The organism is Amycolatopsis sp. NPDC039088 (genome assembly GCF_055598845.1).
Genome location: NZ_JBVKAE010000016.1, coordinates 15,782 through 40,153 on the forward strand (window position 1 = coordinate 15,782; position 24,372 = coordinate 40,153).

Genomic DNA, 24,372 nt, shown 5'->3' on the forward strand with positions numbered 1-24,372 from the left:
ACCTCTTACATGGTCTCACTGTTTCTCGGAGGGTTTCATGAGCACGACCACGCACGCCATCGCCGCGCCGTCCCCGGGCGCCCCGCTGTCGCAGACCACGATCGAGCGTCGCGACCTGCGCCCGGACGACGTGCTGATCGACATCGCGTACGCGGGGATCTGTCACAGCGACATCCACCAGGTGAAGGAGGACTGGGGTACCGCGATCTTCCCGATGGTGCCGGGGCACGAGATCGCCGGCGTCGTCGCCGCGGTCGGATCCGGTGTGACGAAGTACCAGGTAGGGGACCGCGTCGGGGTCGGCTGCATGGTCGACTCCTGCGGCGAGTGTGAGTACTGCCTCGCGGGCACCGAGCAGTTCTGCCTCAAGGGCAACATCCAGACCTACAACGGCGTCGGCTTCGACGGCGAGAACACCTACGGTGGCTACAGCCGCCAGATCGTGGTGAAGGACGCGTTCGTCTGCCGCATCCCGGAGGGCATCGGCCTCGACGTCGCCGCTCCGCTGCTGTGCGCGGGCATCACCACCTACTCCCCGCTGAACCGGTGGGGCGCCGGACCGGGCAAGAAGGTCGCCGTCGTCGGCCTCGGCGGGCTCGGCCACCTGGCGGTCAAGATCGCGGTCGCCATGGGCGCCGAGGTCACCGTGCTCAGCCAGAGCCTGAAGAAGCAGGAAGACGGCCTGAAGCTGGGCGCGAAGGACTACTTCGCGACCGGTGACGCGTCGACGTTCCAGACGCTGCGTGGCCGCTTCGACCTGATCCTCAACACCGTCTCGGCGACCCTGCCCGTCGACTCCTACCTCGGCATGCTGCGCGTCGGCGGCGCGATGGTGAACGTCGGCGCGCCCGGCGAACCGCTGTCCTACAACGCCTTCTCGCTGCTCGGCGGGAACAAGGTGCTCGCCGGGTCGATGATCGGCGGCATCGCCGAGACCCAGGAGATGCTCGACTTCTGCGCCGCGCACGGCATCGGCGCGGAGATCGAAACGATCTCGGCCGACCAGGTGAACGTGGCCTACGACCGGGTGGAGAACAGCGACGTCCGCTACCGGTTCGTCATCGACGCGGCGACCATCGGCGCGTGATTCCCCTGGTGGCGGCCGGTCTTCCCGTTGGGGGGAGACCGGCCGCCGCTTCACATCAAGAGCAGCGGCAGGGTGTTCATCGCGGTGTGGGCGGCGATCGGTGCCACCAGGTTGCGGTAGCGGGACCACAGGTAGCCGGTGAACAGCCCGAAGAACCCTTGGAAGGCCACGATCGCGCCCAGGGTGAGGGGAAGCGATCCTTGTCCGTGCGTCGGCAGGTGCAGCCACGCGAACAGCAGTGACGCCAGCAGGATCCCCGGCCACCGCCCGAAAAGCGCCTCCAGCCGGGTCTGCAGCATGCCGCGGAAGAAGACCTCTTCGAGTACGTTCGCGGTGAAGAAGGTCAGTGTCGCGGCCACTGCCAGGTACACCGGATCGGGATAGTCCTCCGTGGTGGGGAGCGGTGGCGCGAGCGGGCCGAGGACGTAAAGCCAGCCGAAGACGAGTACCGCCGGAAGCGGCGCGAGCCATTGCCAGGCCTGCCGAGGCCACCAGAGGCGCCGGAGACGGAACGGATCCGGTTCCTCCCGGGGTCGCAGGATCCGGAGCAGAACCAGCGGCAGCACCAGGAACACCAGCGGTTTGGCGAGTGCCCAGATGTCGCGGACCAGCGCTTGCTGTCCCGTCGCCGACACCAGGAACAACGCCAGCGGCCACAGGAAGGCGATGAGCGCCAAGGCCGTCGCCTGTCCGCGCAGGGCGCGCCGGTCGGTCGCGTGGGGGAGCAGTCTCGGCGCGTGGAGCGGGATTCCGCGGATCAGCAGGATCCCCGCCAGCGCGGGAATCAGCGCACCCGCGAGGGAAAGTTCCTTGTCCGAATCCGCGGACGGTTCGATCGCGTCATGCCCTGTCGCCAGCAGCAGTACCGGGGCGACGACGAACGCCGCGAGCCCGCCGAGAAGTATCCGCCAATCGGAGCCCTGCCGGGTACCGGTCTTTTCCATCACAAGGGAAGGATCATCGAAGCGGCGCAGGGTCCGCGTCATCATTTCGGAGGACTCAACCGACCCCGAGGCGCGGCGCGGGAGCTGGTGGAAGTGCTGCGCGGCACCGGGAACGGCGGTCCTTGTGAAGCCACGCTAACGAGGGATTTCAGAAACTCGCGATGGACCGCACAGCGGGCACCGGTAAGACTTCGCGCCATGAAGGCATTGGTCAAAGCCGACCGAGCACCCGGGCTGGAACTCACCGACGTGCCGGACCCCGCCGTCGGCCCCGGGGAAGTCGCCGTCCGCGTGCTGCGCGCCGGGATCTGCGGCACCGATCTGCACATCGACTCCTGGGACGACTGGGCGGCGCGCACCATCGCCGCGCCCCTGGTCGTCGGGCACGAGTTCGTCGGCGAGGTCGTCGAAATCGGCCGGTCGGTGACGAGCGTCAAGGTGGGTGACCTGGTCAGCGGCGAGGGGCATCTGGTCTGCGGAAGCTGCCGCAACTGCAAGGCCGGGCGACGGCACCTGTGCGCACGGACCAAGGGCCTCGGCGTGCACACCGACGGCGCCTTCGCGCAGTACGCCGTGCTGCCGGAGGAGAACGCGTGGGTGCACCGCAGCGAAGTCGACCTCGACATCGCCGCGATCTTCGACCCGCTGGGCAACGCCGTGCACACCGCGCTGTCCTTCCCGGTCATCGGCGAGGACGTCCTGGTCACCGGCGCCGGACCGATCGGCATCATGGCCGCCGCGATCGCCCGCCACGCCGGCGCGCGCAACGTCGTCGTCACCGACGTCAGCGAGCACCGCCTGGAACTGGCCCGCAAGGTCGGCGTCGACCTCGCGCTGGACGTCTCGTCGGCGACCATCGCCGACGCGCAGGAACGGCTCGGCATGGCCGAAGGCTTCGACGTCGGCATGGAGATGAGCGGACGGCCCGAGGCACTGCGCGACATGATCGCGAACATGTCGCACGGCGGCCGCGTCGCGCTGCTCGGCCTGCCCGCCTCCGACGTCTCCGTGGACATCGCCGCCGTCGTGCTGAAGATGATCCAGCTCAAGGGGATCTACGGCCGCGAGATGTACGAGACCTGGTACTCGATGTCCGTGCTGCTGCAGGCGGGGCTGGACATCTCGCCGGTGATCACCCACCGGTTCGGCTACACCGAATACGCGAAGGCGTTCGCGACGGCCAGGGAAGGCCGTTGCGGCAAGGTCATTCTGGATTGGACGGAGAACTGATGTACGGCGCGATGCGCGACGACCTCAAGGCCGGGCTCGCCGAAATCCGGGAAGCCGGGCTGTACAAGGGCGAGCGGGTGATCCGGGGGCCGCAGCGGGCCTCGGTGACGGTCGCCGACGGCGACGTCCTCAACTTCTGTGCCAACAACTACCTCGGTCTCGCCGACCACCCGGTGCTGGTCAAGGCCGCGCAGGAGGCGCTGGACCGCTGGGGCTTCGGCATGGCGTCGGTGCGGTTCATCTGCGGGACCCAGCAGCCGCACAAGGAACTGGAGGCGAAGCTTTCGGAGTTCCTCGGCACCGAGGACACAATCCTCTACAGCTCCTGCTTCGACGCCAACGCCGGGCTGTTCGAGACACTGCTGACCGACCAGGACGTCATCATCTCCGACGAGCTCAACCACGCGTCGATCATCGACGGCGTCCGGCTCTGCAAGGCGAAGCGGATGCGCTACCGCAACCGTGACGTCGCCGACCTGGAGCAGCGGCTCAAGGAGGCCTCCGGCGCGCGCTACCGGATGATCGCCACCGACGGCGTGTTCTCCATGGACGGCTACCTCGCCCCGCTCGACGAGATCTGCGCGCTGGCCGAGCGCTACGACGCGCTGGTGATGGTGGACGACTCGCACGCGGTCGGCTTCACCGGCCCGACCGGACGCGGCACGCCCGAACTGTTCGGGGTCCAGGACAAGGTCGACGTCCTGACCGGCACCCTCGGCAAGGCGCTGGGCGGGGCGAGCGGCGGTTACACCTCGGGCCGCGCGGAGATCGTCGAGATGCTGCGGCAGCGCTCCCGGCCGTACCTGTTCTCGAACTCCCTCGCGCCGTCGATCACCGCCGCCGCGCTCGCCACCCTGGAACTGCTGGGCTCCTCGGGTGAGCTGTTGGAGAAGCTGCGCGCCAACACCGAGCTGTTCCGGCGCCGGATGACCGAGGCGGGCTTCGACCTGCTCCCCGGCGAGCACCCCATCATCCCGGTGATGATCGGCGACGCCGCCAAGGCCGGCAAGATGGCGGATCTGCTGCTCGACCAGGGCATCTACGTGGTCGGTTTCTCGTACCCGGTGGTGCCGCACGGGAAGGCCAGGATCCGGACGCAGATGTCGGCGGCGCATTCGACCGAGGACATCCACCGTGCGGTCGACGCGTTCGTGACAGCAAGGTCCATGATGGACGAATGATCGATCCGCGACGGCTGCGGGTACTGCGCGCTCTCGCCGACCACGGCACCGTGACGGCGGCGGGCCAGTCGCTGCACCTGACGCCGTCCGCGGTCTCCCAGCAGCTGGCCGCTCTCGAAGCCGAGTGCGGCCAGCAGCTGTTAAGACGGTGGGGCAGGCGGGTCTCGCTGACCCCCGCGGGTGAGCTGATGGTGGTGCACGCCAACGCCGTCGCCGCCGAACTGGAACGGGCGCAGGCCACCCTGGCGGCGCTGGATTCCGGGGTACAGGGCCAGGTGCGGCTGGCGAGTTTCGCCTCGGCGATCACCATGGTCGTCGCGCCGTCGATCGCCGCGCTGCGCGCCGGTTCGCCGGGCGTTTCGGTGCGGGTGCAGGACGTCGAGGGGCACGCGAGCATCCCGCTGCTGCTCGACGGCGAGATCGACCTGGCGATCACCGAGGAGTACCGCCTCTCGCCACGAACGGATGAAAGCAGGCTCAGCCGGTTCCCGTTGTACGTGGAGCCGTTCGACGTCGTGCTGCCCACCGCGCACCGGCTGGCCGGATCGTCCGAAGTGGACATCGACGAACTCGCCGACGACGACTGGATCGCGCCGAAACCGGGAAACCCCTGCCGCGACGTGCTGACGATCGCCTGCGCCAATCCGGAGATCCGGCACGTCTCCGACGATTTCCACGCGATCACCACCCTGGTCGCCGCGGGCGAGGGCGTGGCACTGGTGCCGCGCAACGCTTTCACCGCCGTGCCCGGCGCGGTCGCCGTCCCGTTGCGAGGCGAGCCGCCGTTGCGCCGCGTGTTCGCCGCCGTCCGGCGGGGGAGCGCGGATCACCCCCTGCTCAAGACCGTCCTCGCGGCCCTGCTGGAAGCGGCGCCCCGGCATGCGAATGCGGACCGGGGGACTCGCCCTTAGGATCTGGCGAACCAGCCGCGGGAAGAAAGACAGGGCGCGAATGCTCCAGATCGATGGCCTCACCTGGACTGTCACGATCGGGCTGGTGCTCGCGCTGCTGGCACTCGATCTCATCCTGGCGGCGGTGCGGCCGCACAAGGTCGGTTTCGGTGAGGCGGTGGCCTGGTCGGTCGGCTACATCCTGGTCGCGGTGGCGTTCGGTGTCTGGTTGACGCTGGCGCATGGCGGGGACTTCGGGCAGCAGTACTTCGCGGGTTACATCGTGGAGAAGAGCCTGTCGGTCGACAATCTCTTCGTCTTCGTGATCATCATGACCACGTTCGCGGTGCCTGAGGAGCATCAGCACAAGGTGCTCACGTTCGGCATCGTCGTGGCGCTGATCATGCGGGCGATCTTCATCGCGCTCGGCGCCACGCTGCTGTCGTTGTTCTCCTTCATGTTCCTGTTGTTCGGTCTGCTGCTGATCTACACCGGGGTCCAGTTGTTCCGGCATCGCGACGAGGATCCGGATGTCGAGAACAACGTCGTGGTGCGGACCGCGCGCCGTCTGCTGCCGCTGTCCACGGAATACGACGGCGGCAAGCTGGTCACCCGGCTCGACGGGAAGCGGGTGGGCACGCCGCTGGTGGTGGTGCTGCTCGCGATCGGCGGGATCGACCTGCTGTTCGCGCTGGACTCGATCCCCGCTGTTTTCGGCGTCACCGACGAGCCGTATCTGGTCTTCGCCGCCAACGCCTTCGCCCTGCTCGGCCTGCGCGCGCTGTACTTCCTCGTCAAGGGCCTGCTCGACCGCCTCGTCTACCTGTCGGCCGGGCTCGCGATCATCCTCGGGTTCATCGGGATCAAGCTGATCCTGCACTGGGCGCATGTCGACATCGATGAGAGCGTTCCGGAGATCTCGACGCCGGTGAGCCTCGCGGTGATCATCGGGATCCTCGTCGTGGTGACGGTGGCGAGCCTGCTCAAGACCCGCAACGACCCCACCGCCAAAGCACACCCGGGCTCGCTGCGCGGCTCCCGCCCCGAAGAGGACTAACGCCAGCCGTGGGTGAGGAGGTCGAAGATCCGCTCGACGTCCTCACGGGGATCCGGCCTCCCCCTGGTGAGCGCCGGAATGTCCAGGACGAAGCGCGCGAGTGCGCGGCAGGCGATGTCGCCGGAGTCAACGCCGGCGTCCTCGGCGATGGCCGCGCCGAGGGCTTTGGCGTGCCGGGTCCACATGCGCTCGCCGTACTCCTGTAGCGCTGGGGTGCTGCTCACCAGTTCGGTGAATCCGGCGTACTGAGGGTGCGCGGTGAGCGGGAGCCACGTGGCGAGCACGTACTCGCGCAACGCTTCGACCACGCTCTGCCCTTCCGCGCGCTGCCGCACTGAGGCGATCAGGTTCGCTTCGCGGTCCTGGGCCTCGTCGAAGACCAGCGCCTCCTTGCCGGAGAAGTGCTTGAACAGCGTCGTCGTCGACACGTCGGCCGCCTCGGCGATGTCGCGGATGCTCACCTGGTCGTAGCCCCGCTCGAGGAACAGTTCCAGCGCTGCGTCCGCGAGCGCCTGACGGGTCGCGGCCTTCTTGCGTTCGCGCCGTCCCAGTGTCTCCATGAGCCCACTCTAGCGCATTGGTTGTCACGGTCACTAAGTTGAATCGTTGCACTTTTTGACTCGTTCTGCTTTTCTGGAGGCATGACTTCGAGAATCAGCATCATCGGCGCGGGCCCCGGCGGGTTGACCTGCGCTCGCATCCTGCAGAAGCACGGCATCCCCGTGACGGTCTACGACCGCGACCCGCACCCTCACGCCCGCAACCAGGGCGGCACCCTGGACCTCCACGCGGACGACGGCCAGCTTGCCCTGCGCGAAGCCGGCCTGACCGAGGAGTTCTTCGCTCTCGCGCGGCCGGAAGGACAGGAGATGCGCAGGCTGGATCCCGCCGGCCGCTTGGTGGAGCGGCACGTCCCGGCCGAAGACGAGTTCTTCAGGCCGGAAATCGACCGAGGTCAGCTGCGCGATCTGCTGCTCGGCTCACTGGAGCCGGGCACCGTTCGCTGGGGCCGGACCCTGGAGAGGGTCGAAGGCGAGGGCCTGTTGCGTTTTGCGGACGGAACGACCGTCGAAACGGACCTGGTCATCGGAGCCGACGGCGCGTTCTCGCGGGTTCGTCCGGCGGTGTCGGCGGCCGTCCCGGAGTACACCGGGATCACTTTCCTGGAGGCCTGGTTCGAGGACGTCGAAAACGCGCACCCCGAGCTCGCCGCACTCGTCGGCCAGGGCAGCGCCATGGCGGCCGACGGCGACCGATGCGTGTTCGCGCAACGAAACAGCGGAGACCACATCCGCGTGTACATCGTCCAGCGGCTGCCCGTGGACTGGATCGCCGCGGCCGGGCTGAATCCCGGTGACACCTCGGGTATTCGCTCGTGGCTGCTCGATGTCTTCGCCGAGTGGTCGCCGAGCATGCTCCGGATGATCACCGGCAACGACGGCCCCTACGTCGACCGCCCGCTGTTGGCCCTGCCCGTGCCGCATACGTGGGAGCACAGGCCGACGGTGACCTTGCTCGGCGACGCCGCCCACCTGATGCCGCCCCTGGGCGTCGGTGCCAATCTGGCCATGCTCGACGCTTGCGAACTCGCTCTCGCGCTGGCCGGTTCCGCCACGATCGGCGAAGGCGTCGCTGTTTACGAGAAGACTATGGTTCCGCGGTCGGTTGAGATCGCACGGCAGCTTGAAGGCGCGGCTGCTGGGCTGCTTGATTCGTACGACGGTGCTCTTGTTCGCTGAAGACTTCTTGTCGTTCTTCGGTGACAGGGCTCGGTTCTACTTCTGTGCAGGAGGTCGAGCGCGGTAGCTGATTCTTGGCTACGCGCTTGCGAACTCGCTCTCGCGTGGGTCGGTTCCGTCGCGATCGACGTTGGTGTCTTCTGCTACGAGAGGACCATGGTTTCGCAGTCGGTTGAGATCGTTCGCTGAAGGTTTCGGTGACAGGGCTCGGTTCTGCTCTGCGCTGAAGGCTGTTGCCGGATTTCGGCAACGGCTGCGGTGTTCGCATGATCCAGAACTGTCGGTGGCCGGTTGTACGGTTCTCGGCGTGGATACCCAAGCCGCGCCTGTGGCGCTTCTCGAGGACATTGTTGATCCTGATCTTTTGGAGTTGGTCAATGCTTCGGTAGTTTCGTTGGGAGATAAGGATTCCGTGGCTGTGGCGAAGGCTGCGTCGGCGGGGATCGCACGGTTGGAGGCGGTGCGGTTTCGGGCGTTGGCTCAGCTGAACCGGCATCGTGGGGGTGCGGGGAGTGTGGTGCAGGAAGTCGCGGTCGAGTTGTCTTTTATGGACAATCACGCGGGTGTGATGGTCTCTGCCGCGGCCGCGTTGACTACGCGTCTGCCTTGCACGCTGGCGTTGATGGATCGGGGGAAGCTGTCTGGTTTCGGTGCGATGAAGGTCGTCGCCGCCACGGCGTGGTTGTCGGATGAGAACGCGCGTGCCGTGGATGCGGTGCTGGAGGATCGGTTGCCGGGCAGGAATGCCGATCAGATCCGGAAGGCGGCGAATCACGCGGCGAACATGGTGGATCGTGATGGTGCGGATAAGCGTGCGAAGCATAACCGGGAGGGGCGTCGTCTCAGGGTGCGGCAGGGCGAGACCGGGGTGGCGTCGATCGAGGTCGAGGACGGTCCCGCCGAGAAGGTCACCGCGGCTTACCGGCGGATCGACCGTGAAGCCCGCGCCCTGCGGAAGGATGGGGAGACCCGGACGCTGGGTCAGCTGCGTGCGGATATCGCGCTCGATCTGCTGCTCGGCGGGCAGGGCGGTACCAGTGAACGTACCGAGGTGTTCCTGTACATGGATCTGTTCACCTATCTCGGGTTGAACAACGATCCGGCGGAGCTGGCCGGACACGGCCATATTCCGGCGGGGTTGGCCCGGCACATCGCGACCGGGCCGGACACGGTGTTGCGTCGGATCGTCACGGATCCGTTGTCGGGGCAGGTGCTGGATTTGGGGCGGGATCGGTATCGGCCGTCGGCGGGTCTTGGCGAGTTTGTGCGGGTGCGGGATCGTGAGTGTCGAAGACCCGGCTGCGGGCGGCCGGCGCAGGCCTGCGACCTGGACCATGTGGTGCCGTGGCAGTTCGGCGGCCACACCAACGCCGACGAGTTGATCGACCTCTGCCGCCGCGACCACCGCCTCAAAGACGAACCCGGCTGGAGTTATCGCCTCGCCCCTGACGGCACCCTGACCGTCACCACCCCCACCGGACACAGCTACGACAGCACACCACCGCCCCTGCACGAACCCCGCACAGAAGGCCCTCTGGCCGGCGAACCGCCACCGTTCTGAGCGCCGTCGCCGGGAAACGGCAAAGGTCGGTGCGTCTCGGTGCGGTCCGAACTTCGTTCGCGGACAGGAAGGGTGTGCCCGGCGTCGTGCGTGTTGCTTGCCATGAGGTGACCGCAGACGGCGCCAGAACCCGCACGTGCCATCGCATTCGCGTGCTCAGAGCCGGGACACCGAGTCCGGGATCCAGGCACGCGTGTCCCGTGTTTGAGCACGCGCGTCACCCCTTCGCTCCGCCGCGCCTCGGCGAATAGGCCGCCCACAATCACGACACGTTTGGCTCACCCCGCGCACAAACCCCGTCGACCGGAAAACCACCACCGTCCTGAGTCCGTCGCCAGGAATCGGCAACGGCCGGACCGTGTACCCGGCCACCACGGCCTGATCTACCTCAGGAAGTCCCTCACCAGCTCGCTCGACTCAGGACGGCATTCGTCGAAGTAGGCGTGCCGTGCCCCAGTGAAAACGTGCATCCGCGCGCCGGGAATCCGCTCGGCCAGCAAAGGCGCGTTCGCGGGCGGCGCGAGAATGTCATCGTCTCCGTGCAGGACCAAGGTAGGCGCGGTGATCCGCGGGAGGGCGTTCCAGGCGTCGTGCGTGTTGCTCGCCACGAGGTGACCGCGGACGGCGTGTGGAGGCATGCCGTGAGCGCCGAGGACGGTGTACGGCCCGGGGTTCGCGGCCCGCCAGGCGGGCGTGTACATCATGTCCTCCAACGCTTCCCGCGCTTCGACCGAATGTCGTTTCGCGAGCGCCAGCCGGACGTCGTTCGACCGCTCGATCCCGTGCGTGCCGCCCGGGGAGGTGCAGCCGAGGACGAGCCGCCGTACCCGGCCGGGATGGCGAGCGGCGACCCATTGCGCGACGCGGCCGCCCATGGAGGTGCCGTAGACGTCGGCTTCGGCGACGCCGAGCCCGTCGAGGACCGCGATCACGTCGTCCGCGAAACCCGTTGTGGAGTAAGGAACATCGGGGGCGTCGCTGGCGCCGGTGCCGCGGTAGTCCATGGTGATCGTGCTCGGGAAGTCCCCGCGCGTGCGGTTCCACCACGTGTGGTCGTTCGCCTGCCCGGCCAGCAGCACGAGCGGCCTTCCCGTGCCGTGCCACTGGTAGGCCAGTCGAGTGCCGTCGGCGGCGACGGCGTGGCCGGTGCGGGGGAGCGCGGCGGCGGTCATTCTTCTCCAGTTCGGTCGTGACGCGACGCGATCCCGTCGTACATGACGCGGCGGACGGCCCTGCTCATCGCCGCCTGCCCCGCCGGCGACGGGTCGCGCAGCCCGGAGAGGATCGACGCGAGGATCATCCCGTTGATCGCCCGCGCGGTGGCGTCGACGTCCAGATCCGCGTGCAGGTAGCCGAGGTGGACACCGTGGTGCAGGTAGCCGGCGGTGAGTTCGGCGGCGGTCTCGTAGAAGTCCAGTACGCGTTCCCGCATCTCCGCGTCGATACCGGCGGCTTCGAGCAGGAGGAACCGGGCCATCCGGGGGTCGCTGCCGAAGATCTGGGCGAGCGCGTCGCCGATCCTGGCGCTCTGCTTGCGGTATTCGGCCAGGCTGCTGACCGCGTCCGGGGCGTTGTCCGCCGCCAGCGAGGCGACCACCTTCTCGACCAGGTCGGTGATGACGTGGTCGACGATGTCCCGTTTGTTCTGGAAATACCGGTAGAAGGTGCCGTGCCCGATGCCCAGCCGCGCGGCGATGTCGGCGATACCGGTCGCGTGGTAGCCGCGTTCGGCGAAGCAGTCGAACGCGGTTTCCACGATCTCGCGCCGTAGTTCCTGCTTCTTCCGTGCGGCCCTGCTGACCGGGGTCTCCGTCGTCATGCCGGTCAGCTTATTGCCCGAAGCGATCGAATGACATACCGTTCCGGAAATGACACGTCATTCCGCGAGAGCGCTGGTGCTCGGTTGCGGCGGCATCCTGGGCTTCGCCTGGACGGCGGCGGTCCTCGACGCGCTGCACGCGCAGGCCGGCTGGGACCCGCGTGAGGCGGATGTCCTGGTCGGGACGTCGGCGGGCGCCGAGGCGGTGGCGATGCTCGGGGCGGGCATCCCGGCGAAGGCGATCCTCGGGGCACTGGCTGGCACGCCCGACGGCGATCCCGTCGTCGCCGCCCACGTGCGGCGGGTGCCGAACCGGTTCCCGCCGGTGCCGTACCCGCGGTGGCCTGCCGCGGGGCTGGTGCGGGCCGCGGTGCGCCGGGATGTCGACCCGCTCGCCGGTCTCGCGGGGCTGCTTCCTCAGGGCAGGGGAGACGCGGGCTGGCTGCGTGACCTCGGGGACGCGCTGGCGCCCGATGGCTGGGTCCGGCATCCCGCGACCTGGCTGGTGGCCGCGGATCCGACGGGCCGCCGGATCGCACTCGGCTCCCGGGACGCGCCGCCCGCCCGGCTCGGCGAGGCGATCGCCGCGTCATGGGCGATCCCCGGCTGGTTCCCTCCGTCTCTTGTGGACGGACGTCCGCTGATCGACGGTGGGACGGTTTCCCCGACCTCCGCCGATCTCCTGCTCGGCCACGACCTCGCCGACGTCGTGGCCGAGGTCGTGCTGATCGCGCCGATGAGCAGTGAAGGCGGGGCTCCGGCGCACGGCCTGACCCGGGTGGAACGCCTGCTGCGGACCGCGATGACCCGGCGCGTGGACGACGAGACACGACGGCTGCGCGCGGCGGGGGTGCGGGTGGTCAGGATCGAACCGGCGCTTGCCGATCTGGCCGCCATGGGCGCCAACTTCATGGACGGACGGCGGCGCGAGCATGTGCTCGCCACCGCGACGAGGACGGCACCAGACCTGGTCGCCGCCGCCTTCGCACGAGAAGGAGTGCGCGCGTGAGCAAGTACCCGTACCTCGACCTTGACGGGGCGCATGTGGCCATCACCGGCGCGGGGCAGGGCATCGGCCGCGCGACCGCGGAACGCATGGCCGCTCGCGGCGCGCGCGTGTCCATCGGCGACCTCGACCTCGAAGCCGCGAAACGCACCGCCGCCGACATCGGCGGGACAGCTCATCACCTCGACGTCGCCGATCCGACTTCTTTCGCCGCCTTTCTCGGTGCCGCCGAAGAGGCGAACGGGCCGCTCGCGGTGCTCGTCAACAACGCCGGCATCATGCCCAACGGCGGTTTCCTCGACCTCTCCGACGCGCTGAACCGGGGGACCATGGAGGTCAACGTCTTCGGCGTCGTCCACGGCATGCGGCTGGCACTGCCCGGCATGCTGGAACGCGGACGCGGGCATATCGTCAACGTCGCCTCGCTGGCCGGGAAGTTCCCCGTCAAGGGGCTGGCGATCTACAACGCCAGCAAGTTCGCCGTCGTCGGGCTGACCGCGGCGACCCGGCTGGAATACGCGCCCCACGGAGTCAGCGTCTCCGCCGTGCTGCCGTCCGCGGTCGACACCGCGCTCGCTTCCGGTCTCGACATGCGGCCGATCCCGAAGGTGAAACCGGGCAGGATCGCCGACGCCGTCGTGGCTTCCGTCCGCACCCGTGCCGCCGAAATCGCCGTGCCCGGTTACGTCGGCGTGCTGGCCGCACTCGCGGGCGTGACGCCCGAACCGGCGCTCAACGCGTTCCGCCGCCTGATGCGGGACGACCGGGCCCTGCGCCCCGACTCACCGGAGCGCGCGGACTACCGCAGCCGCCTCGACCAGGACACCCACCGGGAGGAAAACGCATGAACGCGCAGTACGACGCCGTCGTCGTCGGAGCCGGTTTCGGCGGGATGGGCGCGGCGATCCAGCTCAACCGGCTCGGCTACGACAACCTGCTCATCCTCGAACGCGAGTCCGATCTCGGCGGCACGTGGCATGTGAACCACTATCCCGGCCTGGCCGTCGACATCCCGTCGGCCACCTATTCGTACTCGTTCGAACCGAATCCGCACTGGTCGCGGCTGTTCGCGCCGGGTGCGGAGCTCAAGCGGTACGCCGAGCACGTCGCGGACAAGTATCGTCTGCGGCGCTACATGCGTTTCGGCACCGTGGTCACCGGCGCCGTGTGGGACGAGACGAAGGCGCACTGGACGGTGTCCCTCGCCGAGGGTGAGCCGGTCACCGCGAAGTACCTCCTCACCGCGACCGGTTTCCTTTCGCAGCCGAAGAAACCCGACATCGCCGGAATCGACTCGTTCGGCGGCAAGGTCATCCACACCACCGCCTGGGACGAGGGCTACGACCTCACGGGTAAACGCGTGGCGGTGATCGGCACCGGCGCGACCGCGGTCCAGCTGATCCCCGAGATCGCCAAACTCGCGCGGGAACTCACCGTGTACCAGCGCACCCCGATCTGGGTGAGCCCGAAACTGGACTTCCCGGTGCCCAAGGCGGTCCGCCGCGCGTTCGCCGCCGTCCCGCTCACCCAGCGGATCGCCCGGCTGACCGGCACGGCGGTGCTGGAACTGATGATGGTCTCCGGTGTTCTGCACTACAAGCAGCTGCCGATGGCGAACCGGCTCGGCAAACTGTGGTGCCAGGCGCATCTCCGCCGTCAGGTGCGGGATCCGGGGCTGCGCGCGGCACTGACACCGCGGTATTCGTTCGGCTGCAAGCGCCCGACGTTCTCCAACGAGTACTACCCGGCCTTCACCAAGGACCACGTGCGGCTGGAGACGACGTCGATCGCGCGGATCGACGAAACCGGGATCGTGACGGCCGACGGCGGGCGGCAGGAGATCGACGTCCTGGTGCTGGCGACCGGATTCGACCTGTGGGAGGCGAACTTCCCGGCGATCGAGATCATCGGCCGCGATGGCCGAAACCTCGGGAAGTGGTGGCGGGAGAACCGCTTCCAGGCCTACGAGGGGGTCGCGGTCCCGAAGTTCCCCAACTTCATTTCGCTCAACAGCCCCTATTCCTACTCGGGACTGTCCTATTTCACCACCATCGAGACCCAGATGCGGCATATGGACCGCCTGTTCGGCGCGATGCGGCGGCGCGGCGCGACCGAGTTCGAGGTCACCAAGGAGGCCAACAACGCGTTCCTCGACCGGATGACCGAGCGCCTCGGCGACTCGATCTTCACCCTCGGGAACTGCGCTCCGGCGAACAGCTACTACTTCAACCCGCACGGGGAGGCGACCCTGCTCCGCCCTTCGTCGACCTTGAACGCCATCAAGGAGGCGGGCAGTTTTCCGATCGAGGACTACACTTTCGCCTAGCGAAACGGATGCCGGGATCCCGCGCGATCCCGGCATCCGTGAGAATTCCGCCTACTGCCCGCGGAGCCGGAGCGTGACGGCCGCGCCCGCCGCGGCGAGGAAGACCGCGCCGATCGCGTAAGGCCACCACGGCACCGAGGTGTCGCCCACCGGGGAAGCACCGTAACCACCGGCGGCACCGGTGCGGTCGTAGGTCGAGCCGGGCAGCTTGTCGCCGTAGCGGCTCTGCAGGGCTTGACGGTAGGCGGCGAGCGTCATCTTCTCGCCGGTCTTCGCCACCGACGACCCATCGAGGACGGTCACGGTGTCCCCGTCGACGGCGTACCAGGCGCCCGCCTGCGGTTCGCTCAGCAGATATCCCTTGCCGGTCAATGCCGCGAGGCGTTTCTCGACGTCACCCGAGGCGACGTTGAACACCGACCAGCCGGCGCCTTCGCGCTGGGACCAGACGGTCGCCGCGGCACCGTTGCCGAGGGTGGCGGGAGTGGCGATGTAGGCGAGTTCCGCCGGTGCGCCGGGAGCACCGGCGATGAAGGCCGCGGTCGGCTGGTAGACCGCCACCGGAGTACGCGGATCGGCTTTGGCGGTGCGGGCCGCGACGGCCGTGTCGGCCTTCGCGGCGCCGGGGAACACCGCCTTCGCGAGCCGCTGGGTGGTCGCGTCGCTGGTGACCACTGTGGACACCGCCGCGAGGTCGGCCGCGGTGGGAGTGCCGCTGGGGGCGTCGGAAGCGGACGCCTGGCCGCCGAGTGCGAGCGACAGTCCGAGAGTGAGGATCGTGGCGCCGAGGAAGGTTCGCTTCATGGTTTCAGTCCTTGATCCCGTAGACGGTGTGGGTCCAGGTGAACGAGTTGTTGGACCGATAGGCGTTGTAGTTCATCTGGTTGTAGCGGGGGCTCGAACCCCACGGGTCGCCGTAGTAGACCGTCGTCGCGCCGTTCGTGTTGTCGTAGCCGTAGAGCACGTGCATATGGCCGCCACCGTTGCGCCAGCCGATCCGGGTACCGATCGGCTGCCGCGCGTCGACCTGGCCCTTGATGGACGCGAAGCTCAACGTCTGGCCCGAGGAGCTGTAGGTTCCGACGTTGCTGAACCCGAGCCAGCGGAACACGCGCTGCTGATCGCTGAGGTAGCCCTGATTGTTGGCGCAGTCCGTACCGGACTCGTTGTGCGCGACCTGGCAGAACTTCGTCTGGGTCAGGCTGTGCCCCCACCAGGCGGCGATCGTGTTGCCGCTGGCGTCCCAGCACCAGTTGCTCTTCTCCTGTGCCTGCATCTTGATCGGGACCGTGGTGGCCGCCGTGATCGTGGGCACCGCGGCGGCTGGCGCCTGCAGGGCGACCATCGCGGCGACACCGGCGCAGGCCGTGGCCAGCCCGCGCCTGAATGAGGTTTTCACCGTGGGGACACTCCTAACTGGATGGTCGAAACGCGAAGCACGAATGCGAGGTGACGGCTGTGGCGAGGTAACAGAGGGGCACTGCGAACAGAATGAGATTCACCCTCTGGTGGTACCCGTGGCAAGGCGTGAGGCAATACGTAAGGGTCCGTATTGCGACTGCGGTGGGTCAGATCGCGCAGGTCGACGCCGGGAAAGCGGACGGCTGATGGTCACTGTCCGTGTTCCCGCCTTTCGGCGGGTGCCCGATCGGTATGGTCTTCGAACATGCCGACGATCGGTGCGGCACCGGTGTTCGTGGCCCGCGACACCGAATTGGCCGAACTGGTGCGCGTCACCTCGAGCCCGCCGTCGGTCGCCGTCGTCGAGGGCGAACCGGGTGTGGGCCGGAGCCGGTTGCTCGAAGAACTGGTCGCCCATCCCGGGATCGCGTCGCGTGTGGTCTGGTCCGCCCGCTGCGGTTCCTTCGTCCGTCCGTGCCGGTTGGCCCCGCTGGTCGAAGCGCTGCTCGGGAAGAGCGACGTCGCCGCCGCCCACGCGGCGGGTTTCTCCCCGGTCACCGGTGTCCTGCGGCGGCTGATCCCCGAATGGTCGCCGTGGCTGCCGCCGTTCCCGGAGAACGTGGACGCCGAGACCGTCCGGCAGCAGGAGTTCCGTGCCGTGCGCGAAGTGCTGACCGGCTGCGGCCCGGCGGTACTGGTCCTCGACGACGTCCACGCCGCCGACGACGACACGTGGGAGTTCGTGCGCGGACTCGCGGCGTCCCCGGCGATCCCGCTGAGCGTGGTGGTCAGTTCGGTGGCGTGCGGGCCGCGGCGGTTCCCGCCGATGCGGGAGATCGCCGCGCGGCTCTCGCTTCCGGCGTTCACCGCCGCTCAGGTGCGCAAGCTGCTGGACACCTCGTTCGGCCGCTGTGCGCCGGATTTCGCCGAAGCGGCGCACCGGCGGACGTCGGGGATCGCCGTCGACCTGATGGCGGTGGTGCGGAGCCTCGGTGACACGGCCGAGGCGTTTTCGGCCGACAGACTGGCGTCGGCGACCGTGCCGCCGATCGTGCGGGGCCGGGTCGCCGAGCTGATGGCGGCGCTCGGCCCGGCTGCTCATGACGTCGTCCGCGCGGCCGCGGTGCTGGGTTGCCCGGCGGGCGAACCGGATCTGGGCGCGGTGGCGGCGCGATCGTCCGGGGAGACCTCCGGCGCGGTCACCGAAGCGGTCGAAGCGGGACTGCTCCGGGATCTCGGTTGTGGCCGATACGTTTCGGGAAGCCCCCTGATCGCGGAAGCGGTCTACGCGTTGCTGCCCGGCCCGCAGCGGTGCGCGATGCACGGCCGCGCCGCCTCCCGGCTCGCCGCCGGTGCCGAACCCTTCGCGTCGCTCATCGCCCGGCACGCGCGGCTGGCGGGCGACCTCGCCGCGTGGACACAGTGGACGGGAGTCGCGGTCGACAACGCCATCGAAGACGGCCGGACCGAGGAAGCGAGCCGTCTGCTCGAAACCGCGTTGCGGGACACGGAGCTGCCTCGGACCGCGCGCGAATCGTTCGCCGTCCGGCTCGGCAGGGAACTGCCGCGCAGCATCGCCCACGCCGGCACGGTCCGGCTGCTGCGCGAGATCCTGCGCGAATGGCCGCTGAGCAAGGCTGCGCGGGGCGAGATCCGGGTCCATCTCGGTCAGGTGCTGATCAACCAGGTGGGCAAGGTCGAAGCGGGCAGGCTCGAGATCGAACTGGGCGCGGCCGATCTCGGCAGGCGGCAGGCGTTGCTCGCCAGGGGACTGGTCACCTTGGCGTTGCCGCATATCGGGACGGTCCCGGTCGAGGAGAACTTCCGCTGGCTCGATCAGGCCGAAGAAGCGAGCAAGGGCGAACACGACGCCGGGCTGCTCGCCGCCATCGCCGCCAACCGGCTGTCGGCGCGGATGCAGGTCGCCGATCCGGATGCCTGGCAGGACATCGCCGATCTGCCGAGGGCCCCGGAATCGGCCGAGGTGTGCCGTCAGGTGGCGCGCACCTACATCAACCTGGCCGACGCGGTGGCGTGGAACGGGCATTACCCGGTCGCGCGGGCCTACCTCGCGACGGCCCGGCGGCTGATCCGCGACGACCATCAGCCCTACCTCGACGCGCTCGCCGACGGTACGGAACTGCGCCTCGACCTCGCGATGGGTGAGTGGTCGACCGTCGCGGAGAAGGCGCGGGCGATGCTGACGCGAGTGGACAAGGACAGTTCGCTCGCCGCCGAGCCCTTGCTCGTTCTCGGCTGGTACGAGTACGGGCAACATCGGCCCACGGCGGCGCTGCGCAGTTTCGACGCTGCGTTCGCGCTTTCCGCGGGCAGTGTCCCGGTGCAGGCTTCGGCGTACGCGGGCCGCGTCGCGGTCCATCAGGCGGGCAAGGACCTGCAAGCCGCCAGACGCCTCGCCGAGTACGGCCTGGAGACCGTGCGCCGCAAGAAGAACTGGGTGTGGGCGGCCGAGCTGATGCCGTTCGCCGTCCGCACCATGCTCGGGCTGGGGCAGCTGGTCGAGGCGAGGGAACTGCTCGCGGAATACCGGCAGGGCATCGATGGCAAGGACACCCCGGTCGCCAACGCGGCGGCGCTGCTGTGCCGGGGCATGCTCACCCACGCCCGAGGCGAGACGCTCGCGGCGGGTGACCTGCTGCTCGGTGCCGCGCAGGCTTATCACGCGCTGCCTTTTCCGTATTTCGCCGCCTACGCCGACGAACTCGCGGCCGGATGCTTCGCCGAAGCCGGTGAACAAGGCCGTGCCGTCTCCGCGTTCACCACCGCGGAGACGGCGTATGTGCGCCTCGGCGCCGCTGTGGACGCCCTGCGTTGCCGCCGGTCGCTGCGACGCTGTGATCCGGAGGCGCCTCGCCGCGGCCGCAAAGGCTACGGCGAAGCGTTGTCGCCGAGGGAACTCGAAGTCGCCCGGCTCGCCGCGCAGAACCTCACCAACCGGGCGATCGGCGAGCGGCTGTTCCTGTCACCGCGCACCGTCGAGATCCACGTCGGGCGGGCGCTGCGCAAACTAAGGCTGCCTTCGCGCACGGTCCTGACCGAGGATCTGCTCCGCGACGCGACCGGCGAGGGTTCCAAAACCGCGTGACGACCCTATTCCCTAGGGGCCCGTACTCGGTGATTCGCTGGGTACGGCACGGAGAAACCGCAGGTAGGAGCCGGTTTCTTTAAATGGGGGAGCGACCGCTCCGCTCCACTATTGTTCCGCTTCCCCCGCCGTTCGACAGTTGTCGGGCAGTCGCGAATTCCCCTGCGGCCTTTGTGAGTACTTCCCCGATCCGGAAGTTCTGAAAGGAATCACCGTGAGCAGAAAACGGATCCTCGGCGTGGTCGCGTTGACCATGGCCGCGCTGACACCGGCGGGCGTCGCCGGTGCGGTGTCCTTGCGCGCCGTCCCCGCCGACCCTCCCCGTGCCATCGCCCCGACGGACGCCGCGCCCTTACCGGAAGGCGGCCTCCACACGCAGAGCATCGGCGGCTCGCCGGCCTCGGTCAAGGACTACCCGTATGCCATCGCCGCGTTGCGTGAAGGAGGTTCCCGGCCGAGGGGGCAGAGCTGCTCCGGTTCCGTCATCGCGCCACGGAAGGTGCTGGTCGCGGCGCACTGCAAGGAACTGGCAGGCGAAAAGAGTGTCCTTTATGGACTCGACGACCTCAAGAGCGCGGGCGGCACCCAGCTGAAGGCCGTCGACTACCAGGTCCACCCCAGGTTCACCCAGCCCTGGAACGGTTACGACGTCGCGGTGATCACCACCGACGGCGACATCCCGGTCCCACCCGGCGGCTACGCGAAGGTCGCGACCTCCGCCGACACCGGCCTGGAGACGCCCGGCAAGGACGGCTTCAGCCTCGGCTACGGCAAGAAGGACATCGACGACTCCACTCAGGACGTCACGCTGCACAAGCTGACTCTGCCGATCGTCAACGCGAGTCAGTGCACCGGCGTGGAGAACGGCGTCGACCCGAAGACGATGATCTGCGCCGGCTACTCCGACGGCCGCAAGACCGTCCTGCCCGGTGACAGCGGTGGCCCGTTCGTCGTCGACGGGAAGGTCGTCGGGGTCACCTCGTGGAGCCGCAGCGACTTCCGCTGGTACAGCGTCTACAGCAGGCTCAACAACGAGATGGGGGACTGGGTCGCCCAGCAGATCGGCGGCGAGCAGCCAGGTGACGCGTTCACTCTCGCGGCTTCGCCGTCGTCGGTGAAGGTCCTGCCCGGCAAGTACGTGTCGGCGAGTGTCACGAGCAAACCGGGCAAGAACGGCGCCGAGGACGTCACGCTGTCGGCGACGGGGCTGCCCGAGGGCGCCAAGGCGACGTTCCAGCCCGCCACGATCAAGGCGGGCGAGGTGGCGAAACTGACCATCGAGACCGCCGCCGGGACACCGGAGAAGGCTTACCAGGTCACGATTTCCGGGAAGGGCACGACCGAAACGGCCACCGCCGGGCTCACCCTCACCGTCGGCGCGGGCGATCCGCCGGTCGGGGACCTCAAGGTGACCATCGACCCGGGCTCCGGATCCGGCCGCGCGGGTTCGCTCGTGAGCGCCACCGTCACCGCGAGCGGGGGCAGCGGGTCGATCACGCTGTCCGCCAGTGGTCCCGGGCTGCCGATCAACCCGTTCTTCTCACCGCAGAGCGTGTCCAGCGGCGGGAGTTCGACCATGCAGGTCTTCGCGCCGTTCCAGCCGGGCACGTACCCGGTCACGGTGACCGCCAAGGACGCCACCGGCAAGACCGCGACCGCCACGTACACCCTCACCGTCCAGTGATCTTCGCCGAAACAGAGGTGAACACTCATGCGTAGCAAGACGAAAACCCTGCTGGCACTCGGTCTCTTGAGCCCGCTGCTCGCGCTCGGTGCCGGAACGGCCGTCGGTGCCGAGGCCGAAGGTGTCGTGATCCCGGCCAAGGAGCACTACGGCGATCAGTACATCGTCGTCCTTCATGACGTCGCCGCGGCCGGGCAGCCGGCTTCGGCCGATCTGGCGCGTCGCTACGGTGGCGAGGTCCGTTCTGTCTGGACCGCGGCCGTCCGCGGGTTCTCGGCCAAGGGCATGACCCCGGCCGAGGCGCGGAAACTGGCGGCGGACCCGTCGGTCAAGGCGGTCTACGAGGACGGCACCGCACGGGGTACGGGCACTCAGCAGAACCCCACGTGGGGACTCGACCGGGTCGACCAGAAGAGCCTCCCGCTCGACAAGGCCTACACCTATCCCAACGAAGGCGCGGGCGTCACCGCCTACGACCTCGACAGCGGTATCAACCCGTCGAATCCGGAGTACGAAGGCCGGGCCAGTCTCGGCAAGGACTTCTTCGGCGGCGACGGCAAGGACTGTCACGGCCACGGCAGCCACACCTCGGGCACGATCGGCAGCAAGACCTACGGCGTGGCGAAGAAGGTCAAGATCGTCGGGCTGAAGGTGCTGGGCTGCGACAACTCCGGGCCGGACTCGGGCATCATCGACGCCGTCGACTGGGTGACGGCCAACGCGCAGAAGCCCGCGGTGGCCAACATGAGCCTGACCATGGACGCCCCCGGGGTCGGGGACGACGCGGTCAAGAAGTCGATCGCCTCGGGCGTCGTCTACGGCGTCGCGGCGGGCAACGCGTCCACCGACGCCTGCAACACCAGCCCGGCCCGGATCCCGGAAGCGATCACCGTCAACGCCTCGGATTCCAGTGACAACCGGTCGTCGTTCTCCAACTACGGAAGCTGCACCGACATCTTCGCGCCCGGTTCGAACATCACGTCGCTGAGCCCGGCCAGCGGTGGGACGGCGACCATGAACGGGACCTCGATGGCGACGCCACACGTCGTCGGCGCGGCCGCGCTCTACCTGTCGGCCAACCCGGGCGCCTCGCCGCAGCAGGTGCGGGACGCGCTGGTGAACAACGCGACGGCGGATGTCATCAAGAACGCGGGCAGCGGTTCGCCGAACAAGCTGCTCGACGTCTCGTTCATCGGCAGTGGCGGCCCCGGACCGACGTGCGGGGTCAAGTCGAACACCACGCCGGTGTCCATTCCGGACGCCGGAGCCGCGGTGACCAGTTCGGTGACCCAGGAAGGCTGTGACGGCAAAGCTTCCGCGTCCTTGCCGGTCAAGGTCGACATCTCCCACACCTACAGTGCCGACCTCGTCCTCGACCTGATCGGGCCGAGCGGCAAGGCCTACCGGCTCAAGGGTTCCGGCGGGGTCGGCTCGGCCGACGGCGTGCACCAGACCTTCACGGTCGACGCCTCCGGTGAGGCTGCCAACGGGACCTGGAAGCTGAGCGCCCAGGACGTCTACAAGTTCGACACCGGCAGCATCGAGGGATTCAGCATCACCTTCTGAGTCCACTGCAGACTCGCCGGCAGGGCGGGGAGGGAAACCACCGGAGGGGCCGCGCGCGCGGCCCCTCCGGTGTTCTCACTGTGGCGCTGTCTTCGCGGTGAACCGGGTGCGGAGGTTCACCGCGACGGCCAGCGCCGCCGCGGCGCCGAGCAGGAACGCCCCGGTGGGCAACGGCTGCAGGACCATCAGGCAACCGGACGCGACCGCGGGCGGGTGCACCACCCGGAACAGCAGCATGGCGCCGAGTCCGGCCGCCGCCGCGATCGCTACGGCCACCGGCCCCGGCGCGAGCAGGAGCGCGGTGAGCAGACCGCCGATCACGGCGAGCGCGTGGCCGCCGAAGACCGCGGCCGGCCGGGCGGACGGCAGCGCCGGATTGGCCAGTACCAGGGCCAGGCTGGCGGCGAGCGGCGCCGACGCCGCGGGACCGATCCCCGAGCCGATCCCGGCGGCGGCCACCCCGCCCGCACCGGCGGCGGTCAGCAGGACGGGCAAGGCGTGCTTCACCGGGAGACCTCGGGGAAGTCCAGTTCGGGTTCGGCGACGTGGTTGAAGTAGTTCGACAGCACGTTGAGCGCGATATGCGCGACAACCTCGGCGACCTGTGCGTCGGTGACCCCGGCGGCGCGGGCTTCGGCCAGCTGCTCGTCGGAGATCCGGCCGCGGTGGGTCAGGACGGCGTCGGCGAGCCGGAGCACCGCGCGGGTGTGCGGGTCGGGGCTGTCGGCCTCGCGGGCGCTCACCAGTTCTTCGGCGGGAATGCGCATCTTCTCGCCGCGGAACGTGTGCGCGGCGAGGCAGTAGCCGCATTCGTTGCGCCACGCGGTGAACAGCGCGAGCAGTTCCCGTTCCCGCGCGGTCAGTTCGCCGCGGGTGAGGGAATCGCGCAGGGCGAGGTAGCCGCTCAAGGCGGCCGGGCCGTTGGCCATCGCGGCGTAGAGGTTGGGCACCCGGCCGAGCTGGTGACGGACGTCGGTCAGCAGCGGATGCTCGGTGAGGTGGGGGATGCGGGACACGGGCTCTCCAAACGGTACTGGTCTGTTCCGAGTGGGACGGTACAGACCAGTGCCGTTTGCGGTCAACCAGTTCGGTACAGAGTGGTACTGTTTTGGCCGTGGGAACCCGAGCACGCGAGCGATTGCTGAGCACGGCCGAGGAGCTGTTCTACGCCGAAGGCATCCGCGCCGTCGGCATCGACCGCATCCTGGACGAGTCCGGCGTCGGCAAGGCATCGCTGTACCGGCACTTCCCGAGCAAGGAAGCGCTGGTGGAGGCGGTGCTGCGGGAGCGGGACCGCACCTGGCGGCAGTGGCTTTCCGACGCCGTCGACGGCTACCGCCTCGACCCGGCGGACAGGGTCCTCGCGGTGTTCGACGCGCTCTATGAACGCTTCTCCCGCAAAGACTTCCGTGGCTGCGCCTTCATCAACACCATGGTCGAGACGGCCGATCCGTCGAGCCCCGTGCACACCGTCGCGGCCGAGCACAAGGTCGCGCTGACCGGATATCTCGCCGGTCTGCTCGCCGACGCGGGCCGTGCCGACGCCGCCGAACTCGCCGAGCACCTCGTGCTGGTCGTCGACGGCTCGATCGTGACCGCGGTCCGGGAGAACTCCCCGGACGCGGCCCTGCGCGGCAAGTCGATCGCCGCCGCCCTGCTGCGCTGACTGCCCGGGGCGGGACCCGTTCGCGTCCGCGTGTCGTCCACTCAGGCACGCGAAACCGACTCGATCGGGTCGTGAGTGGCGATTCGGGCCAGAACGAACCCTCTCTCAG

At 68.8% G+C, this 24,372-nt stretch carries 22 protein-coding genes; 14 read left to right on the plus strand and 8 right to left on the minus strand.

Translation table 11 applies throughout. From position 1 onward, the window contains the following. Nucleotides 1–37 precede the first annotated feature (37 nt). A complete protein-coding gene (locus ACZ7KI_RS21240) occupies nt 38–1,087 on the plus strand; it encodes an NAD(P)-dependent alcohol dehydrogenase (RefSeq protein WP_470274833.1) in 1,050 nt (349 codons plus the stop codon). Nucleotides 1,088–1,137: 50 nt separating this feature from the next. Here the strand turns inward: ACZ7KI_RS21240 and ACZ7KI_RS21245 are convergent, their stop codons facing one another. Next, on the minus strand, nt 1,138–2,031 hold the full coding sequence (locus ACZ7KI_RS21245; RefSeq protein WP_470274957.1) for a lysostaphin resistance A-like protein: 894 nt from the start codon (nt 2,029–2,031) through the stop codon (nt 1,138–1,140). A gap of 198 nt (nt 2,032–2,229) precedes the next feature. On the opposite strand from ACZ7KI_RS21245, the gene tdh reads away from it, so the two are divergent. Genes tdh through ACZ7KI_RS21265 form a run of 4 tightly spaced genes read left to right on the plus strand, consistent with a single transcriptional unit; the run spans nt 2,230 to nt 6,389 of the window. Next, on the plus strand, nt 2,230–3,261 hold the full coding sequence (tdh, locus tag ACZ7KI_RS21250) for an L-threonine 3-dehydrogenase (RefSeq protein WP_470274834.1): 1,032 nt from the start codon (nt 2,230–2,232) through the stop codon (nt 3,259–3,261). Next, the gene (locus ACZ7KI_RS21255) at nt 3,261–4,442 is read left to right on the plus strand and encodes a glycine C-acetyltransferase (protein ID WP_470274958.1); all 1,182 of its coding nucleotides are present in this window, start codon (nt 3,261–3,263) and stop codon (nt 4,440–4,442) included. Before tdh ends, ACZ7KI_RS21255 begins: the two co-directional genes overlap by 1 nt. Next, the gene (locus ACZ7KI_RS21260; protein WP_465506096.1) at nt 4,439–5,353 is read left to right on the plus strand and encodes a LysR family transcriptional regulator; all 915 of its coding nucleotides are present in this window, start codon (nt 4,439–4,441) and stop codon (nt 5,351–5,353) included. The genes ACZ7KI_RS21255 and ACZ7KI_RS21260 overlap by 4 nt, the downstream gene beginning before the upstream one ends. A gap of 40 nt (nt 5,354–5,393) precedes the next feature. Then, nucleotides 5,394–6,389: a TerC/Alx family metal homeostasis membrane protein gene (locus tag ACZ7KI_RS21265; protein WP_465506097.1), complete on the plus strand. Its 996-nt coding sequence runs from the start codon at nt 5,394–5,396 to the stop codon at nt 6,387–6,389. Here ACZ7KI_RS21265 and ACZ7KI_RS21270 read toward each other — a convergent pair. Next, complete coding sequence (locus ACZ7KI_RS21270; protein ID WP_470274835.1) at nt 6,386–6,949, minus strand: TetR/AcrR family transcriptional regulator; 564 nt, start codon at nt 6,947–6,949, stop codon at nt 6,386–6,388. The two genes, ACZ7KI_RS21265 and ACZ7KI_RS21270, sit on opposite strands and share 4 nt — an antisense overlap. An 81-nt stretch (nt 6,950–7,030) precedes the next feature. On the opposite strand from ACZ7KI_RS21270, the gene ACZ7KI_RS21275 reads away from it, so the two are divergent. Beyond that, nucleotides 7,031–8,128 (plus strand): FAD-dependent oxidoreductase, encoded by a 1,098-nt coding sequence (locus tag ACZ7KI_RS21275; protein WP_470274836.1) that lies wholly within the window; start codon nt 7,031–7,033, stop codon nt 8,126–8,128. Nucleotides 8,129–8,435: 307 nt separating this feature from the next. Beyond that, nucleotides 8,436–9,689 (plus strand): HNH endonuclease signature motif containing protein, encoded by a 1,254-nt coding sequence (locus tag ACZ7KI_RS21280; protein WP_470274837.1) that lies wholly within the window; start codon nt 8,436–8,438, stop codon nt 9,687–9,689. Between the two features lie 383 nt (nt 9,690–10,072). Here the strand turns inward: ACZ7KI_RS21280 and ACZ7KI_RS21285 are convergent, their stop codons facing one another. Then, complete coding sequence (locus tag ACZ7KI_RS21285; protein WP_470274838.1) at nt 10,073–10,861, minus strand: alpha/beta fold hydrolase; 789 nt, start codon at nt 10,859–10,861, stop codon at nt 10,073–10,075. After that, nucleotides 10,858–11,508: a TetR/AcrR family transcriptional regulator gene (locus ACZ7KI_RS21290; protein ID WP_470274839.1), complete on the minus strand. Its 651-nt coding sequence runs from the start codon at nt 11,506–11,508 to the stop codon at nt 10,858–10,860. Before ACZ7KI_RS21290 ends, ACZ7KI_RS21285 begins: the two co-directional genes overlap by 4 nt. 49 nt (nt 11,509–11,557) lie before the next feature. Here ACZ7KI_RS21290 and ACZ7KI_RS21295 point away from each other — a divergent pair, with 49 nt between their 5' ends. The 3 genes from ACZ7KI_RS21295 to ACZ7KI_RS21305 are packed head-to-tail and all read left to right on the plus strand — an operon-like array spanning nt 11,558 to nt 14,840. Beyond that, nucleotides 11,558–12,517: a patatin-like phospholipase family protein gene (locus tag ACZ7KI_RS21295; protein WP_470274840.1), complete on the plus strand. Its 960-nt coding sequence runs from the start codon at nt 11,558–11,560 to the stop codon at nt 12,515–12,517. After that, the gene (locus ACZ7KI_RS21300; RefSeq protein ID WP_470274841.1) at nt 12,514–13,362 is read left to right on the plus strand and encodes an SDR family oxidoreductase; all 849 of its coding nucleotides are present in this window, start codon (nt 12,514–12,516) and stop codon (nt 13,360–13,362) included. Before ACZ7KI_RS21295 ends, ACZ7KI_RS21300 begins: the two co-directional genes overlap by 4 nt. Beyond that, complete coding sequence (locus ACZ7KI_RS21305; RefSeq protein WP_470274842.1) at nt 13,359–14,840, plus strand: flavin-containing monooxygenase; 1,482 nt, start codon at nt 13,359–13,361, stop codon at nt 14,838–14,840. The genes ACZ7KI_RS21300 and ACZ7KI_RS21305 overlap by 4 nt, the downstream gene beginning before the upstream one ends. A gap of 51 nt (nt 14,841–14,891) precedes the next feature. On the opposite strand, the gene ACZ7KI_RS21310 is transcribed toward ACZ7KI_RS21305, so the two are convergent. Next, nucleotides 14,892–15,644 carry a hypothetical protein gene (locus ACZ7KI_RS21310; RefSeq protein WP_470274843.1) on the minus strand — a complete coding sequence of 251 codons (753 nt, stop codon included), beginning with the start codon at nt 15,642–15,644 and terminating at the stop codon, nt 14,892–14,894. Nucleotides 15,645–15,648: 4 nt separating this feature from the next. Beyond that, nucleotides 15,649–16,239: a papain-like cysteine protease family protein gene (locus tag ACZ7KI_RS21315; protein WP_470274844.1), complete on the minus strand. Its 591-nt coding sequence runs from the start codon at nt 16,237–16,239 to the stop codon at nt 15,649–15,651. 267 nt (nt 16,240–16,506) lie between these two features. On the opposite strand from ACZ7KI_RS21315, the gene ACZ7KI_RS21320 reads away from it, so the two are divergent. The 3 genes from ACZ7KI_RS21320 (at nt 16,507) to ACZ7KI_RS21330 (ending at nt 22,597) form a co-directional block, all read left to right on the plus strand. Beyond that, complete coding sequence (locus tag ACZ7KI_RS21320; RefSeq protein ID WP_470274845.1) at nt 16,507–19,347, plus strand: helix-turn-helix transcriptional regulator; 2,841 nt, start codon at nt 16,507–16,509, stop codon at nt 19,345–19,347. Nucleotides 19,348–19,561: 214 nt separating this feature from the next. Then, nucleotides 19,562–21,031: a trypsin-like serine protease gene (locus tag ACZ7KI_RS21325; protein WP_470274846.1), complete on the plus strand. Its 1,470-nt coding sequence runs from the start codon at nt 19,562–19,564 to the stop codon at nt 21,029–21,031. A gap of 27 nt (nt 21,032–21,058) precedes the next feature. Beyond that, the gene (locus ACZ7KI_RS21330; protein WP_470274847.1) at nt 21,059–22,597 is read left to right on the plus strand and encodes a S8 family serine peptidase; all 1,539 of its coding nucleotides are present in this window, start codon (nt 21,059–21,061) and stop codon (nt 22,595–22,597) included. A gap of 75 nt (nt 22,598–22,672) precedes the next feature. On the opposite strand, the gene ACZ7KI_RS21335 is transcribed toward ACZ7KI_RS21330, so the two are convergent. Then, nucleotides 22,673–23,104 carry an HPP family protein gene (locus ACZ7KI_RS21335; RefSeq protein WP_470274848.1) on the minus strand — a complete coding sequence of 144 codons (432 nt, stop codon included), beginning with the start codon at nt 23,102–23,104 and terminating at the stop codon, nt 22,673–22,675. Next, nucleotides 23,101–23,613, minus strand: coding sequence for a carboxymuconolactone decarboxylase family protein (locus ACZ7KI_RS21340; RefSeq protein WP_470274849.1), 513 nt, complete (start codon nt 23,611–23,613; stop codon nt 23,101–23,103). The genes ACZ7KI_RS21335 and ACZ7KI_RS21340 overlap by 4 nt, the downstream gene beginning before the upstream one ends. A 98-nt stretch (nt 23,614–23,711) precedes the next feature. Here ACZ7KI_RS21340 and ACZ7KI_RS21345 point away from each other — a divergent pair, with 98 nt between their 5' ends. Continuing rightward, entirely contained in the window at nt 23,712–24,263 is a 552-nt protein-coding gene (locus ACZ7KI_RS21345) for a TetR/AcrR family transcriptional regulator (RefSeq protein WP_470274850.1), read from the plus strand. Nucleotides 24,264–24,372: the final 109 nt, after the last annotated feature.

Coding starts and splice junctions, on each gene's coding strand:
- ACZ7KI_RS21240 (WP_470274833.1), top strand. CDS start 38: ATGAGCACGACCACGCACGCCATCGCCGCGCCGTCCCCGGGCGCCCCG.
- ACZ7KI_RS21245 (WP_470274957.1), bottom strand. CDS start 2,031: ATGGAAAAGACCGGTACCCGGCAGGGCTCCGATTGGCGGATACTTCTC.
- tdh (WP_470274834.1), top strand. CDS start 2,230: ATGAAGGCATTGGTCAAAGCCGACCGAGCACCCGGGCTGGAACTCACC.
- ACZ7KI_RS21255 (WP_470274958.1), top strand. CDS start 3,261: ATGTACGGCGCGATGCGCGACGACCTCAAGGCCGGGCTCGCCGAAATC.
- ACZ7KI_RS21260 (WP_465506096.1), top strand. CDS start 4,439: ATGATCGATCCGCGACGGCTGCGGGTACTGCGCGCTCTCGCCGACCAC.
- ACZ7KI_RS21265 (WP_465506097.1), top strand. CDS start 5,394: ATGCTCCAGATCGATGGCCTCACCTGGACTGTCACGATCGGGCTGGTG.
- ACZ7KI_RS21270 (WP_470274835.1), bottom strand. CDS start 6,949: ATGGAGACACTGGGACGGCGCGAACGCAAGAAGGCCGCGACCCGTCAG.
- ACZ7KI_RS21275 (WP_470274836.1), top strand. CDS start 7,031: ATGACTTCGAGAATCAGCATCATCGGCGCGGGCCCCGGCGGGTTGACC.
- ACZ7KI_RS21285 (WP_470274838.1), bottom strand. CDS start 10,861: ATGACCGCCGCCGCGCTCCCCCGCACCGGCCACGCCGTCGCCGCCGAC.
- ACZ7KI_RS21290 (WP_470274839.1), bottom strand. CDS start 11,508: ATGACGACGGAGACCCCGGTCAGCAGGGCCGCACGGAAGAAGCAGGAA.
- ACZ7KI_RS21295 (WP_470274840.1), top strand. CDS start 11,558: ATGACACGTCATTCCGCGAGAGCGCTGGTGCTCGGTTGCGGCGGCATC.
- ACZ7KI_RS21305 (WP_470274842.1), top strand. CDS start 13,359: ATGAACGCGCAGTACGACGCCGTCGTCGTCGGAGCCGGTTTCGGCGGG.
- ACZ7KI_RS21310 (WP_470274843.1), bottom strand. CDS start 15,644: ATGAAGCGAACCTTCCTCGGCGCCACGATCCTCACTCTCGGACTGTCG.
- ACZ7KI_RS21320 (WP_470274845.1), top strand. CDS start 16,507: ATGCCGACGATCGGTGCGGCACCGGTGTTCGTGGCCCGCGACACCGAA.
- ACZ7KI_RS21330 (WP_470274847.1), top strand. CDS start 21,059: ATGCGTAGCAAGACGAAAACCCTGCTGGCACTCGGTCTCTTGAGCCCG.